Raw genomic sequence first — 14,778 nt, forward strand, 5'->3', positions numbered from 1 at the left:
TGGTTAGCAGCAAAATCAGATGTGGTAGCTACCCCCAGCCTAAGCCGGAGCCACTATGTAATATGTCCCCGAACACGGGGTGGGCAATTTGCGGACCGACATCTATGTCAGAATCCCCCCTGATTTCTATCACCCCGCTCCTTGCACCACCCCGCCCCGTTGCCACCGTTGGGTGGGTAACGGGTTATTATAATCGGGTATTCGGGCAACCTTCCTGCCGGTAGTATAGCCGGCCGGAAATAGCCAGGCACTCCATATTCACTTACCGTATTGCACTGTATGCTGGCAATGCTCAAGCACCTGGATCCGAACGCAGATTTACGTTGTAGGCAGCCACAGCGGCTACTATGTGTAGAGTGAGGGTGGCGTGGTTCATGAGCTTGGCAGGGTGAGGCTGTACAGAATGGTGGGATGCGCGCAAATAACCTTGCTTGCTGCCGCTGCCGCCGAACCGGCCGAACATAAAAAAACCGCTTCGGAAACCGGAGCGGTAGAGGCAGCAAAACCAGCAAAAACAGAGGAACTAACAGGGGCCACAACATTGCGGTCATCTCGCAGGATGTTCTCCTGAAAGGTCCCGCACTCCATCATATGATATTGATTGAGGTGAAGCACGTCGCAAAAGTACTACTCCACATTGCCTGCACAAGTGAAGCGTCATTAAGTTTATGTTACCAAAATGTTACCCACCCTGCCGCTTGTTGCGAGGCCATCAGGCACATCTTTTTACACATATAGCTGTTTATCAAGGAAATCCAGCAAGCACCAGATGAACGTATTTTTACCACTGCATGTACCCAGTGTTATCATCCTCAACTTGATAAGCTTATAGCGTATAAGCATCATACGGATGGTTATTGGAAATATACAAATTCTGTTCAATATCCGCTCCGGAGTGATACGTAGCGGCTATATGGTAGAGCAGTTGCCGCCTCTTTCTTTTCCTTGGTCATGTGGCCAGTAGTACATACCTGACAAAAAAAACCGAGGGCAAGTCTTAACATATTCATAATAGGCTTATTTTTATACAAGCTTCCGTTCTGATTGTACCTTTGTTACTCTGAGCGTCTGAGTTGTTTTTCCTTTTCTTTTTCTCCTTTTGCCATGAAAAAAGTGCTACTAGGTTTGCTTGTGAGTGGGATGCTGGCACTGGCACCAGAAGTGTGGGCTCAGTCTACGGCTCCAGTCCCGGTTGAATATTCGGAACGTGTACCGGCAGAAGGTGCTGGCCGGACGATGCTCTACAACCGCGCCCTGGACTGGGCGCAGAACAAATTCTCGTACAAACCTACTTCCAACCTGAAAACCACGGAAGCGGCGGGCCTCATCCGCATCACGGGTACGGGTACGCTGAAGCAGGTGGATAATAAAGGCAAGGATCAGCCCCTGACCGTGTTGTTTGACTTTGTATTTCAGGCCAGCGACAATGGCTATACGTACACTGTCGGCTCCTTTCAGGTAGCACCCGACCCCAAACAACCCTCGCAGCTGGTTGCCTTCGATGAGTACCGGGCCCTGTTGCAGGCCGAGCGCAACAACGACAAAACCCGCAACGACCGACGCATTACGGCTCAGGCCAATTCCATGGCCAGCGAAGCGGCCATGTCGTTCCGCTCCTACATGAACAGCCAGCCGGCGGAAGGCCACGTTGGTCTGGCAGGCGAAAACTAGGCTTTACGTACTGAGTATACGCAACAAAAAGCCCGTCGGCGGTCTGTCGACGGGCTTTTTGTTGCGTATACCCGATGCTTATTCCGCCTCTGCCCCGGGCAACTCCGGCGCGTAGCGGCTGAGCAGGTCGTGGGTGCGGGCGGGCAGCTCCCGGGCATCCAATACCATAAACCCATCCAAGGTGTTGTTGAAGCCGGGGTCGAGGTTGAAGCCAATGATGCGGGCATTTTGCCGCAGATACTGCCGCAATAGCACTGGCAAGCCACTACCACCCGGCTCCAGCTCCGCAATCAGGCGATGCAGGTCATGGAGGGTATGTAGCCCCATTTGCAATACAGCTGGCGAGGCGGTATCGGCCAGAGGCCGGTACCGGAACTGCTTACGGGGGCGTACCAACGCGGCCAGGGACGCATCCGAGAAATGCTGCTGCAGATACGCAACCATCACTTCCTTGGATAGAGCCGAAAACCGGTTGCTAATGCTCACAGGCCCTATCAGGTAGCGGTATTCCGGATGACGGGCAATGTATTCGGCAATACCGCTCCATAGTAAAGCTAGGGGCAGAGGCTGTTTCTGGTACTCAGCCCGCACAAAGGAGCGGCCCAACTCCAGCGACTCGCGTAGTAGCGGAGCCAGCTGCTTGCGCATTCGAAACAAGGAGTGCAAATAAAAGCCCCGCTTACCCAACTCCCGCATAATGCTACGGCCCCGCCCGATGCGGTAGGCCCCCACAATACAGCGGCGGGCCCGGTCGTAGAGGAAGAGGTGCCGGTAATAGTCGTCGTACTGGTCCAGGTCGGCGGGCCGATTGGTGCCCTCCCCCACGCCCCGGAAAGTCAGCTCCCGCAGTCGGCCAATTTCTGGCAATATGTGGGGCAGCTCGGCTTTTTTGGCTACGTATACCTCCCACTGCTGGCAGCGCACCAGGCAGCGGCTGGGTCGCAACGCATCAATATCGGCCTCCAGGGCGGCGGCTGGCGTTTCCGGAACCAGGGCGGCAGGTGGTAGCACCGGCAGCAGCGGCCGGGCTCCGGCGGCTAAAGAAGCATCCAGGGCATATACCCGGGCCCGCAGGTATAAGAGTCGGTCGGTGGCCGGTACTGCAGCCAGCTCACTGGCTGGCACGGGTTTGCCAATGCGCAGCCGTACGGTTTGCCCCCTTTTGTTGAGCAGCTCAGCCGGTAGGCGGGCCGTACGCAGAAGTGGGTGTACCAAGCCGAGCAGGCTAAAGGAAGTGCTATTTTTCCCGCTCAGCCAAACCGGCAGCACCGGTACCCGGGCGGCTTCCAGCAAACGGCCGGCCGTCGGGTTCCAGTCCCGGTCCAGGAGCGGGCGAAACGGAGCAGTCCGATGGGCCACCTCCCCGGCCGGGAACAGGCCCACCGGAATATCGTTGTGCAGGTAGCGCAGCAACTGCCGGACCTTGCTGGCATTGCGCCCCGCATCCTTTTTTTCGGTACTTACCAAGGCCAGCTGCTCAGGCAGGTTTGCCAGCAGGGGGGCCAGCAGCTCATTGGCTACAACTACAAATTCTGGTCGTACTTCGCTTAGCACGTATAGCAGCACTAGCCCGTCCAGGATGCCACACGGATGGTTTGCTACTGCCACAAAGGCTCCCTGCACCGGTACCCGCCGCAGCTCCGCAGCATCATATTCCACGGTAATATGCAAATCACGCAGCAGCTGATCTATAAACTCCCGGCCCGCAAGATGACAATGCCGCTCGTACAAGTGCTGTAGCTCGCGGAGTTGCGCCACCCATTCCCACAGGGGCCGTAGCAGTGGCCTTGCCGGCGGCCCGGCATTGTGGCTGAGTAGCGGAAGCGAGTTTGATAACAGATCCATATCCCTCACAGGTACAGCCAGAAATACTACGGCTTTATCCTCAGCATCAAACTTCGCAAACTGCTATTAGCTGGGCATTACGAACACATTATCAAAACTTTACCAACCGCCTCCTAGGCCCTCAAAACGAAGAAGCCGCGTTGCAGCGCGGCTTCTTTACTTTCTCACCAATACAGCTTCACACTTCACTCTGTACAAACCTACGGGGTTTTGCCCGACCATATTCAGTTATTAGACTAAGTAACAGAAAATTAAAGGCGAGGGGGCGAATATGGTCGATGAATGAATGCGGGGCACTTGCTGTGCCTAAGTAAAGACCCACTCACTACGAAGCCCGACTAATCAGCCGGGCTCCGTAGTGAGTGGGCTAGCTGGCACCGATCAGCTGGTGGGGCCGTTGTCTACTTTGGCTTCGATAGTAGTCTGCACCGAGGAAGAAACGGCCGACAGCAAGTCGTAACCGGTAGCAGATTCAATGGCGTTTACCGTGGTCCGGTACGAGCCCCAGGTCGTGCTCAGGGAGTTGTCGTTGGGCGTGTCAATGGCAATAACGCGGGTGCTGGTGGTTACGCGGGCGGCGTCGCCGGTACCAACGGGCAATACCACAATTACCTTCCAGCAACGCGCTGGCACCGTTATACGGCCGGCATCAATAGTAGCCGCGTAGCCATTGGAACCAGTGCCACCTTTGCCGTAGCTACCACAGATAATGTAGAGCTCGTTGCCGGCATTTACCAGCGTGCGGCAGTAGTTTTCCAGGTTGGCCCAGGTGCGCTGATTGTTATTGGGCGCCTGGGGCATCATATTGGTCATCAGGAAGGTAGCCGTGTTGTCGGCCACTGAGCCCGTCCGGTCAGCGGAAGGGCAGTTGTGCCCCCGGTCGAACCCGGAGCCGCTGTAGCTGGTGCTGCCGGCGCGGTACCACCCGGAAGGCAACGAGGCATCAGCCGCAAAATTATCCTGGCGGGCAGTGCTGCCCAGCCAGGCGCTGCTCAGGTGCCAGCTTACCCAGTTCGGAATGCCCCGGTCGCGGTGGTACGACATGGAGAATTGCGACTTGTTCATGAGGTAATTGGTGTAGTTAGTGGTGCTGGTAGTAGCTCCGCTGGGGTTGCCCATTGCCAGGTTGCTGTCGCGGGTGGCGGTGGCATCGGCGCTCTGGGAAGAGGTGCTGGGGCTGTTGGCCGGTACAACGGCATCTTTAGAGCAGGACACAACTACGCTGGCTACCATAGCCAGACTCAGAATGCGGGTAAGGGTACGTTGCATGGTGGAGAAAGGAAGGTGTTTGGTTGGGGAAGGAAAGAAGAGGCGTACTATTCCGGCCGCAAAAATGACGGTTCGCTTCTGGTTGGATGTTACCGGAAGATTATCATTTTAGAAAGATAGAACAGGCAGGCAAAATCATTATTTTTTAACAAATCCTTAACCACAACTTTTTGGCATTTCGCCTTTTAGCATTCTTTGCCCTCCATCTAACTTTCCGGGCTGGCCCAAAGCCACTGCTTTCTCTTCTATTACAGAAGTACAATACGTATTCTACTCGCTTCAATAGCCCTTTTTTCGGCTTTAATACAAACAATAAACTCCCCACTGACCTGCAACAGTGGGGAGTTTATTCAACAAGCAATAAGAATAGTTGGGTGGATACGAGTATAGAATAGCTGAAAATTAAGGCTGCACTACCAGCCGCTTGGTACCGAGGCGCTGCCCCGATTTATTGATGAGTGTTACCTGGTAGAGACCGGGCTGCAAACGGGAGGCCGAAATATAGGCCCGGGCATTACTCACCGTTTCCCGGCTTATTTCCTGGCCCATCTGGTCGTACACCACCACCTGGTACTTGGTGCCGGCCTTATCGGTAGGCAGCTGCATACGCACCTGCTGCGACGAGGAAGCCGGGTTCGGATACATTTCGAAAATGACCACCGGGGGCCGTACCGATACCGATGCCACCTGAGAGTACGATTCCTGACCGCTCAGGTCCACAATGCGCAGGCGGTAATACAGGGTGGGGGCGTTCTGAGAAATGCCGTCGAAGTCGCGGTACAGGTACTGACGGGTGGTATTGGAATTGCCTGCGGCATTCACCCGCCCCAGTGCCTGGAAGCTGCCCGAAGCCGACAAGGACCGCTCGACGATGAAATGGCTACTGTTGGCTTCGGCCGTAGTCTGCCAGCTTACCTCAATGGCCCCGTCGCTGTTGGTAGCCCGCAGATAAGTGAGGGTGACCGGCGACGAAACCGGCATTGTAATCGTGGAAGGGAAGCCGCTGGGGGCATCATCGGCAAAAGCGTAGTAGATGCGGGCATCGTTGAGGGCCGAAACTCCGTTGGTCAGCTCCAGCTCAACCCACTCGAAGCTCCGGGTAGTACGGAACGATACTTCCTGCTTACCATCAGCCAGCAGTTCCAAGCCAATCAGAGAGGGGTCGGCAATGGTTTCAACCAGTTCTGAGCCATCGGTACCGGCATAGGTTTTCACCCGAAGGCTGGTGAGCAGTTGCGCATCAACCAGGCCGGTTGCCAGGCCCAGTACCACGCCAGCCCGGTTGCCACCGGCTCCGGCACCATTCAGCCGCATTTTCAGCCGGGTGCTGCCGCCTGCTGCCAGCAGCGCATTATTAGTAGCGTAGTTACCGGTCAGGTCCTGGTCGACGGCCAGCTCGGGGTTGCTGATGGCACAGTTGACGCAGGCCAGGCTGCTGCCATTTACCTGGTAGTTACCGGCCGTGCTGGCAAAGCGCGACAGGCGCGGGGCCTGGTCGCGGAACACGCGGGGCTCTACCCCGAAGCCATAATACACCTGCAGATTGTCCAGAGCTCCCAGCAGGCTCACCCGCCGGATCTCAACCCGGTCGTAGGGTTTGGTGGTGGCCATGCGAATGTTATACTGGCCCGAGGGCAGCAGGCTCAGGCTCAGCAGGCCGGCCCCGGTACCCGTTTCCTGCAGGGTGGTACCCAGGTAGGTGGTGAGGCGCAGCCCCCCCAGCACCGAGGCATCCAGCAGTCCGCGGCTTCCCAGCACAAACCCCGCGTAGTAGCCAGCCGGCGCGGTGCCCTCCAGCTGCGTTTGCAGGGAGGTAGGGCAGCTCAGGTCCAGCAGAGCACCCATCGTGGCATAGTTGGTCAGGTCGGTATCAACGGCGTTGGTGGGGTTGCTCACGTTGGAGTTCACGCATACCGTAACCCCATTATCGGTGGCGGTGGTGCTGTAGTTAGCCGCCGTGGGCGTCGCAAATCTCGACACATAGCCTTTAGCAGTGGTAATCTGGTTGACCCCGATGCCGTAGGCGTAGAATACCTTGAGCTGATACCCCAGCGACACCAGAGACTCCGCCTCAATTTCAATTTGATCGAAAGGCCGGCCGGCGTTGAATTCCAGAGGCATGGGGCCGGTGGCAGTGCCCAGTAGCGCGGCAACCACATTAGCATCCACTATCCTGGTTTCCTGCAGCTGGGCGCTGCCCCCATTGCTACTCAGATACGTGCGGATTTTAATAGCCGACGCTACATTCACTCCCAGCAAATTCAGCACACCTCCGTCGCGGGCCACTACTATACCGGCCCGATGCCCGGCCGGCACCAACCCATCCATATCCATGCGCAACTTTAGCGTGCGGGTAAGCAGCACACTGGCCGGTACGTTGAGAGTGGCTGCCGTGGTAAAATCGGCATCGGTGGCATACTCCGGATGGGTGATGGACCCGAAGCAGGTGGTTACATTCAGGATGGTGTTGCACTCCTGAATGGGGGTGGCCCCGGATATCCCAGAGTTGGAATAAATAGGTGGGGTGGTACCCTGGGCCAGCGCCTGGGTGCAGGCACACAGCGCAATCAAAAAGGCGGAAACCAAGCGCCGGGGCGCGGATACGTAAAACTGACTCATGTACAAATAGTAAAAGAGAGGAAACCGGCGGCAACCCACTGACTGCCAGCGCCCTGAGTGGCAAGAAGATGGCCACTTCACTTAACAAGCAGTAAATATCTGAAAATAAGACACTTACACATAACTCAAATTTTATATATTGTCTCATTTCGAAACAATTGTTCCTAAATAGAGAAATGCTAGCTTACCACAAAAAAGCCCCCTATACTCGCACGGTTGCCGTCTTTCCCAAAATCAAAAAATACAACTCGGCGCTGCCTCCACCCGTTCTTTTTCTGATCTGCTCTCTGCCCTCGTTCTTTTCTCGTTCCGAGCTATGACCCCTTCCTTACCCATTACCATTTTCATCGTTGAGGACAATGCCTGGTATGGCGAACTACTGGAATACAAACTGGCTCAAAATCCGGACTTTACCATTCGTCGCTTTACTACTGCCCAGGCCTGCCTAAGTCATCTTTCCGAAAAACCCGACATCATCACCCTGGATTATTCCCTGCCCGATGGCAAGGGCGACCAGGTATTGCAACAGATTCAGGAGCGTCTGCCGGAGGTGGCCGTAATTGCCATATCGGGGCAGGAAGATGTGCGAACCGCCATTGGCCTGCTCCGGCAAGGTGCCTATGACTACCTGGTAAAGGACGAAGAAACCGCCGACCGGCTGTGGAATACGGTAAACAACATCCGGAAGCAACTGGCCCTGCGCCAGGAAAACACCCGGCTGAAAGAGCAGATTGGTCATAAATATGACCCTCAGCGGGCCATTTTGGGCAACAGCTCCCAAATCCAGCAGCTCTATACACTCATTGATAAGGCCGCCCGCACCAACATTACGGTGTCCATCAGCGGCGAAACGGGTACCGGCAAAGAGTTGGTGGCCAAGGCCATTCACTTTCGCTCGGAGCGGCGCGACGCGGCATTTGTGGCCGTAAACGTGGCAGCCATCCCGCGGGAGCTGATTGAGAGCGAGCTGTTTGGCCACGAGAAGGGTGCCTTCACCGGGGCCGTGGGCAAACGCATTGGCCGCTTCGAGGAAGCGCACAAAGGCACTTTATTTCTGGACGAAATTTCGGAGTTGGACCTGAGCCTGCAGGCCAAGCTGCTGCGCGTCTTGCAGGAGCGGGAGGTAGTGCGCGTCGGGAGCAACACCCGCGTGCCCTTTGATGCCCGCCTCATGGTTGCCACGCACCGGGACTTGGGCCAGGAGGTGAAAGAAGGGCGTTTCCGGGAAGATTTGTACTACCGCCTGTTGGGGCTACCCATTCTGCTGCCGCCCCTGCGCGAGCGGGGGCAGGATGTGCTGCTTCTGGCCGATGCCTTCCTGCAGGAGTTCTGCACTCAGAACAACCTGGTAACCTGCACCCTGTCGGAGGCGGCCCGGCAGAAGCTGCTGCACTACAACTTTCCGGGCAATGTACGGGAGCTGAAAGCCGTAATTGAGCTGGCCGCCGTGCTGGCCGAAAACGACCAGATTCAGCCCCAGGACTTGCCCTTACGCCACCCCCAGGCCGGGCAGCAGGAGTCAGCTTTGGTCGGCAACGAGTCGTTGCGGACCCAAACGGCCGCTATTGTGCAGCGCTATCTGGATGCCCACAACGGCAATATTTTGCAGGTAGCGGCCAAACTGCAAATCGGGAAGTCTACCATTTATCGTATGGTTCAGAACAACGAAATCCGTATCCGGTAACCGGTGGCCTGCCAGGCATGCCCGTTCCCGCGCTGGGGTATACCCTCAGCAACCCGGATAGGCGTGTGTTGCACTCAGATCTATTCCAGAGGCTATGAGTTCTATTAGTCAGCGCACCTGGGGCCGCCAGCTACGCCATGCCCAGCGCCTATGGCGCGATGCGCAGCAGAGCTGCGCCGAAGCACAACAGCAGCTAGCGGAGCTTCGGGCCCGCTCCCAGGCGTCGGCGGCGCAGGCCAGTGCCCTGCTCCAAACCATGACCACGGCCATTCTGGCCGAAAACCAGGACCACGTGGTGACGCTGATTAACCAGCGCATGTGCGACCTGTTTCTTTTGCCTGGCTCACCGGCCGAGTACCTGGGGCAGCAGTCGGCTCGCCTGCACACCAGCTGCGAGCTGCTGGAGGATGCCTCTGGGGTACGACAGCAGAACGCCCGGGTAATAACTGCCCAGGAACGCAGCAGCGGCTTATTGCTGCGGCTGCGCGACGGCCGCATTGTGCAGCAGGACTACCTGCCGGTGGTACAGAATGGCGTGACCGTCCTGCACATCTGGAGCTATGAGGACGTGACGGAGCAGCAGCTGGCCCAGCGCCGGGTGCAGGAGCTGAGCCAGCTCACCGAGCAAAGCCCCCAGCCTACCATTCGTTTCAACCGGCAGGCCGAAGCCCTGTATGCCAATCCGGCGGCGGCCCCGGTACTGGCAGCGCTGGCCCACCCCGACGAAGCCCCCTGCCGGCAGCGGATTCAGCAGGAAATTCAGAAGGCGCTGGCCAGCGGGGGGCCGCATACCGTAGAGCTGCGCCTCGGCGACGAGTTTTACCTCTGGACCATTGCTCCTTTGCCCGTGGAGCAGGAAGCCAACCTCTATCTGACAACTATTACCGAGCGCCGCCGGGCCGAGGCCGAGCTGTTGCGCAATCAGCTCTTCACTGCCCGCATCAACGATACGGTGCCCAACATCGTGTTTATTTATGACCTGCGCACGAACTCGCTGAAATACTGCAACAAGCAGGTTGGTCCTGTGTTGGGCTACACGGCCGAGGAAGCCCTGAGTATGGGCTCCCACATGGCGCAGCAGCTCCTCCACCCCGACGACTGGCTGATTTCTCAGAACAAAGCCAGCCACCGCCACCGCATGAAGGATGGGGAAGTTATGACCTCGGAGTACCGCTTCCGGCACCGGGACGGCTCGTGGCGCTGGCTTAGCCTAAAAAGCACCTGTTTTACCCGCCTGCCCAACGGGCGGGTGTGGCAGCTGGTGGGCTCGGCCTCCGACGTGACGGAACGGCGCGAAACAGAGGAACAGCTTCGCCAAAGCCGGCTGTTTGTGGAGCGCATTACCCATACCACGCCCAACCTGATTTACATTTATGATACGGTGGCCCAGGCCAACATCTACTGCAACCGGTTTGTGGAAACGATGCTGGGCTATAGTGAAAAGGAGCTGCAGCAAATGGGCAGCAGCATGATCAGCAACCTGATGCCCCCCCAGGAGGCCCGCCGCCTGCAGCAGCACTTTGAGGAAGTGACGCGCTGCACCGACGGCGAAATTCTGCACCTGGAATATTTCCTTTACCACCGCAATGGCTCCATCCGGTGGCTCCGCATCAGCAACACGCCCTTTGCCCGCGACGAAACAGGCAGCGTAACGCAGATTGTGGGCTCGGCCGAAGATATTACCCGCTGGAAAATTGCCGATGAGCAGCGCCGCTCCGCCAACCGCCGCCTGGCCGAGCAGAACCGCTTGTTCCGCCAGGTTATTGATACCGTACCCAACCTTATCTACCTGAAAGATGAAGATGGCAACTATATTCTGGCCAACCAGGCCACAGCCCAGCTCTATAGCCTCTCCAACGAGGCCCTGCTGCAAACTCCGGCCGCCGAGCTGCTGAATAACTTTCCGGACCTGAGACGCCATAGCCTGCAGGATGAGCAGGTGCTGCGTACCCAGCAGGAAGTGGACCTGGAAGACACGTTTACGGATGCCCAGGGCCAGCTGCGCTGGTTCCGGACGGTGAAACGACCCTTTGTGCTGGCCGATGGCACGGTGCAGGTACTAGGCGTTGATAACGATATTACCGAGCTGAAGAATACGGAGCAGGCCCTGCAGCAGGCCAAGGAAGTGGCAGAGCAGAACGCCCAGGCCCGCCAGACCTTCCTCACCAACATGAGCCACGAAATCCGGACGCCCATGAACGGCATTATGGGCCTGGCAGAATTACTCACAAAAACTCCCCTTAGCCAGGAGCAGCGTCATTACCTGCACCACATCCGGCATTCGGCCGAAAACCTGCTGGTCGTCATCAACGACATTCTGGACATGGCTCAGCTGGGTGCAGGCCGGGTGCGGGTGGAAGCCGTACCCTTTGAGCTGCAGGAGGTGCTGAAGGCCTGCTGCCAGGCCCTCATTCCGAAAGCCACCGAAAAAGGCATTACCCTCCGCCTGCAACTGCCGGCCGCTGGCGGCCCCACGTGGGTACTCGGCGACCCGTACCGGCTACGGCAGGTGTTGCTGAACCTGCTCAGCAACGCCATTAAGTTTACCGATAAAGGTCAGATTCTGCTGGTTTGCCGGCAGGTAGGTGCCGCTGCGGAGCTGGCTCACTACCAGTTTTCGGTGATGGATACGGGCATTGGTATTTCGGAAGGGCAGCTTCAGCAGCTGTTCGAGCCCTTCACGCAGGCTTCGGCCAGCACTGCCCGTGAGTACGGGGGCTCGGGCCTCGGACTCAGCATTTCGCGGGGGCTGGTAGAGTTGCTTGGGGGTACGCTCACGGCGGAAAGCCGCTTACACTATGGCAGTACTTTCCGCTTCACGCTGCCTTTTGCGAGTGTACCGCCCCCGGCCTCGGAGCCTACCCCACCCGCCCCCGACTACCAGCTGCTGAAAGGCCGCCGCGTACTGCTGACCGAAGATAACCCGGTAAACCAATTGCTGGTGCAGGTGATGCTGAAAGGCTGGGGCATGGAAGTTGATACGGCTTCCTCGGGCCAGGAGGCCCTGCTGCTGTTTCGGCAGCACACGTACGACGTGGTCCTGATGGACATTCAGATGCCGGGTATGGATGGGGTAGCTACCACCCAACTACTGCGCCAGCACCCGGACACGATACGGGCGGCTACCCCAGTAGTAGCCCTGACGGCCCACGCCATGCAGGGAGAAGCGGAGCGTTACCGAGAGGCCGGCCTGAATGCGTACCTCTCCAAACCCTTCCGCGAAGAAGCGCTATTCCGGACCATTACGGAGCTGCTTCATTCCGAAACGCATTCCGCGTCTGCTCCCGCTGTTGTTCAGCAAACCGCCGCAACACCACCGCCTGTCCCGGTTCCTGCCTCGCAGGAGCCCCTGTACGACCTGGAAAACCTGCGGCGCATTACCGGCAACGACCTGGCATTTATCCGGCGGCTCATTGACCTGTTCATCAGCACTACTCCCCCGGTTGTTGCTGAAATGGAGCAGCACCTGGCTGCCCGGCAGCTGGAGCCGTTGGGAGCCGCCGCGCATCACCTCAAAAGCTCCATTGACGGCTTGCAGGTGCAGGCGCTACGGCCACTACTCCGCGAGCTGGAAGCCACCGCCTACGCCCCCGAAACTGCCGACTGGACCGTGCTGCAACGCCAGGTGGAGCAGGTCCGGCTGATTGCGGACGAGGTAATCGGGCAGCTCCGGCAGGAATTTCCGGAGCAATGAGGCTACCTTGCTCCGTCCTTGTGCAGCCTACGTCATGATTCCCAACGGTGTACCCGCTTCCACCCCCCGCACCACCGATACGCTCGTTATTGGCGCTGGCCAGGCCGGGCTGGCCGCGGCCTACTACCTGCAGCAGCACGGCACGGCCTGCCTGCTGCTGGATGAGCGCCCCGCGGTAGGGCACTTATGGGCCACGCGCTACGATTCTTTGCGGCTGTTCTCCCCGGCCTGGGCCAGCCGCTTACCAGGGTTGCCCTGGCCGGGGCGGGCCCTGCGCTACCCCACGGCCCAGGAAGCGGCGGCCTACCTGCAGGACTATGCCCGGCACTTTGGGTTTGCCATTGAGCACAACCAGCGCGTACAGCTGGTACAACCCACCGCTGGTGGCTACCACACCCACACGGCCAGCGGCCAGCAGTACCTGTCGCGGCGGATAATTGTGTGCACGGGCCCTTATACTACACCCACCATTCCGGCCTTTGCAGCTGATCTGGAACCGGGCGTGCAGCAAATGCACAGCAGCCACTATCAACGGCCTCAGCAAGTAGCTGGTACCGGCCCGGTAGCCGTGGTGGGCAGCGGCAACTCGGCCCTGCAGATTGCCGCCGACCTGGCAGCCACCGGCCGGCCGGTGTTCGTGGCCTTCGACGAGAAAACGCCGGCTACTCCCAACAATACCGCCATGTGGCTGCTACTGCTGGGTACCGGTATACTGGAGGCCAGCCGCACGAGCTGGCTGGGGCGCTTCATGCGGAGCCAGCCAGAGCCCGTAGTTCGCCAGGACCTGCAGCGGCTGCGCAAGTTGGCCAATGTGCAGTTTATTGGCCGGGCACTGGCTACCAGCGGGCCGGACAGTCTGCGGGGGAAGCTGGCTACCACCGCCCCGCTGGAGGCGGTGCTCTGGGCCACAGGCTACGCTCCTGCCTATTCCTGGCTGCAGGTGCCGGGGGCACTTACCGCGTCCGGCGAGCCAGTGCAGCAGCAAGGAATGAGTCTGGCGCCGGGGTTGGCCTTCCTGGGGCTGCCCTGGCAGCGCAACCGGCGCTCCGCCTTAATGGGTGGGGCCGCTGCCGATGCCCGGCACGTGGTACGGTGCCTGCTGAAAAGCACATAATTATACTGCAACTTCGGGCCGTGTGCCAGTGTTATAGAGGAGTGCAGCTACTGTACGGACGCACTATTTCAGTGTATGGCCTCGTTGCAGAGTTGTTTCTCGCTCTTAATTCTTTTTTGTATGACGCTGCTAATCTTCCTTGGAATTGCTGTGGCTACGGCCTTACTCACACTCGATACGGTACGTAACCTGAAAGATACGCTCCAGCCCATTCCGGTGCGGGCCCGAAATAAACGCTAATTCGTCTGTTTCCGGACGGGAAACGCCTCCTTAACCAGGAGGCGTTTTTTATTTCTTTCCTACTGAAATACGCACAAAAAAAGAGCAGCACTCGGGCTGCTCTTCTGAAGTATATCCACTGGGGAAAGAACCATTTACCGGATTACCAGTTTTCGCATCTCACTGGCGTTGTCTGATTCCAGACGCACATAGTAGAGGCCGTTGGCAAACTTACTCAGGTCCAGGGTACGGGTGTACCGTTCATTTAGCTCCGTGAGCGTTTCGCGGTACATCACCGTTCCAATTACGTTCAGAACGCGCAGCTCTATTTTGCGGCCCTCAAACCCATTAATGGCAATATGAACGATACCAGTGCTGGGATTAGGATACACCAGCAATGCCCGCTCCTCACTGGCTGCCCGGGCGGCTACTGCCGGGCGGGGCGAAGCTCCCTGGGCCAGCGCCGGACGGGGGCTGCCGTGCAGGCCGGTAGCCAGAAATAGTAATAAAGAAAAAATGCGTAGGCGTTGCATCATAGAATACGTTAAGTGGGTGGGAATTATGCCCGAACGGAATATGCAATAACGGCGGACAGCGGGTTAGGTTTTACAAAAATACGACGCTAAACGAGTAAGCCAGCGGAATATAATTCATCTTCGATAA

The 14,778-nt window shown here is 58.0% G+C and carries 9 protein-coding genes; 4 read left to right on the forward strand and 5 right to left on the reverse strand.

The window, feature by feature from the left end:
* Positions 1-372: 372 nt before the first annotated feature.
* Entirely contained in the window at positions 373-615 is a 243-nt protein-coding gene (locus tag EI290_RS01060) for a hypothetical protein (RefSeq protein WP_125425758.1), read from the reverse strand.
* Positions 616-1,104: 489 nt separating this feature from the next.
* On the opposite strand from EI290_RS01060, the gene EI290_RS01065 reads away from it, so the two are divergent.
* Positions 1,105-1,671, forward strand: coding sequence for a DUF4468 domain-containing protein (locus EI290_RS01065; protein WP_125425760.1), 567 nt, complete (start codon positions 1,105-1,107; stop codon positions 1,669-1,671).
* Between the two features lie 78 nt (positions 1,672-1,749).
* Here the strand turns inward: EI290_RS01065 and EI290_RS01070 are convergent, their stop codons facing one another.
* The 3 genes from EI290_RS01070 to EI290_RS01080 form a co-directional block, all read right to left on the reverse strand.
* Positions 1,750-3,516, reverse strand: a complete 1,767-nt coding sequence (locus EI290_RS01070) for a lysophospholipid acyltransferase family protein (RefSeq protein WP_125425762.1) — start codon at positions 3,514-3,516, stop codon at positions 1,750-1,752.
* 381 nt (positions 3,517-3,897) lie between these two features.
* The gene (locus EI290_RS01075) at positions 3,898-4,785 is read right to left on the reverse strand and encodes a DNA/RNA non-specific endonuclease (RefSeq protein ID WP_125425764.1); all 888 of its coding nucleotides are present in this window, start codon (positions 4,783-4,785) and stop codon (positions 3,898-3,900) included.
* A 402-nt stretch (positions 4,786-5,187) separates the two neighbouring features.
* Positions 5,188-7,404 carry a T9SS type A sorting domain-containing protein gene (locus EI290_RS01080; RefSeq protein ID WP_125425766.1) on the reverse strand — a complete coding sequence of 739 codons (2,217 nt, stop codon included), beginning with the start codon at positions 7,402-7,404 and terminating at the stop codon, positions 5,188-5,190.
* A gap of 316 nt (positions 7,405-7,720) precedes the next feature.
* Between EI290_RS01080 and EI290_RS01085 the strand changes: the two genes are divergently transcribed.
* The 3 genes from EI290_RS01085 to EI290_RS01095 all read left to right on the forward strand — a co-directional run bounded on the left by EI290_RS01085 (position 7,721) and on the right by EI290_RS01095 (position 13,896).
* A complete protein-coding gene (locus tag EI290_RS01085) occupies positions 7,721-9,088 on the forward strand; it encodes a sigma-54-dependent transcriptional regulator (RefSeq protein ID WP_125425768.1) in 1,368 nt (455 codons plus the stop codon).
* A gap of 94 nt (positions 9,089-9,182) precedes the next feature.
* Complete coding sequence (locus tag EI290_RS01090) at positions 9,183-12,782, forward strand: PAS domain-containing hybrid sensor histidine kinase/response regulator (RefSeq protein ID WP_125425770.1); 3,600 nt, start codon at positions 9,183-9,185, stop codon at positions 12,780-12,782.
* A gap of 34 nt (positions 12,783-12,816) precedes the next feature.
* Positions 12,817-13,896, forward strand: coding sequence for a flavin-containing monooxygenase (locus EI290_RS01095; protein WP_125425772.1), 1,080 nt, complete (start codon positions 12,817-12,819; stop codon positions 13,894-13,896).
* A 374-nt stretch (positions 13,897-14,270) separates the two neighbouring features.
* Here EI290_RS01095 and EI290_RS01100 read toward each other — a convergent pair whose 3' ends face one another.
* Positions 14,271-14,651 (reverse strand): T9SS type A sorting domain-containing protein, encoded by a 381-nt coding sequence (locus EI290_RS01100; RefSeq protein WP_125425774.1) that lies wholly within the window; start codon positions 14,649-14,651, stop codon positions 14,271-14,273.
* Between the last annotated feature and the right edge of the window lie 127 nt (positions 14,652-14,778).

Source organism: Hymenobacter metallilatus, assembly GCF_003944705.1.
In the GTDB taxonomy this organism is placed as follows: domain Bacteria; phylum Bacteroidota; class Bacteroidia; order Cytophagales; family Hymenobacteraceae; genus Hymenobacter; species Hymenobacter metallilatus.

Bases quoted from the DNA above. Each gene is read 5' to 3' on its own strand.
- EI290_RS01090 (WP_125425770.1), top strand. From the start codon at position 9,183: ATGAGTTCTATTAGTCAGCGCACCTGGGGCCGCCAGCTACGCCATGCC.
- EI290_RS01075 (WP_125425764.1), bottom strand. From the start codon at position 4,785: ATGCAACGTACCCTTACCCGCATTCTGAGTCTGGCTATGGTAGCCAGC.
- EI290_RS01070 (WP_125425762.1), bottom strand. From the start codon at position 3,516: ATGGATCTGTTATCAAACTCGCTTCCGCTACTCAGCCACAATGCCGGG.
- EI290_RS01085 (WP_125425768.1), top strand. From the start codon at position 7,721: ATGACCCCTTCCTTACCCATTACCATTTTCATCGTTGAGGACAATGCC.
- EI290_RS01065 (WP_125425760.1), top strand. From the start codon at position 1,105: ATGAAAAAAGTGCTACTAGGTTTGCTTGTGAGTGGGATGCTGGCACTG.
- EI290_RS01080 (WP_125425766.1), bottom strand. From the start codon at position 7,404: ATGAGTCAGTTTTACGTATCCGCGCCCCGGCGCTTGGTTTCCGCCTTT.
- EI290_RS01095 (WP_125425772.1), top strand. From the start codon at position 12,817: ATGATTCCCAACGGTGTACCCGCTTCCACCCCCCGCACCACCGATACG.
- EI290_RS01100 (WP_125425774.1), bottom strand. From the start codon at position 14,651: ATGATGCAACGCCTACGCATTTTTTCTTTATTACTATTTCTGGCTACC.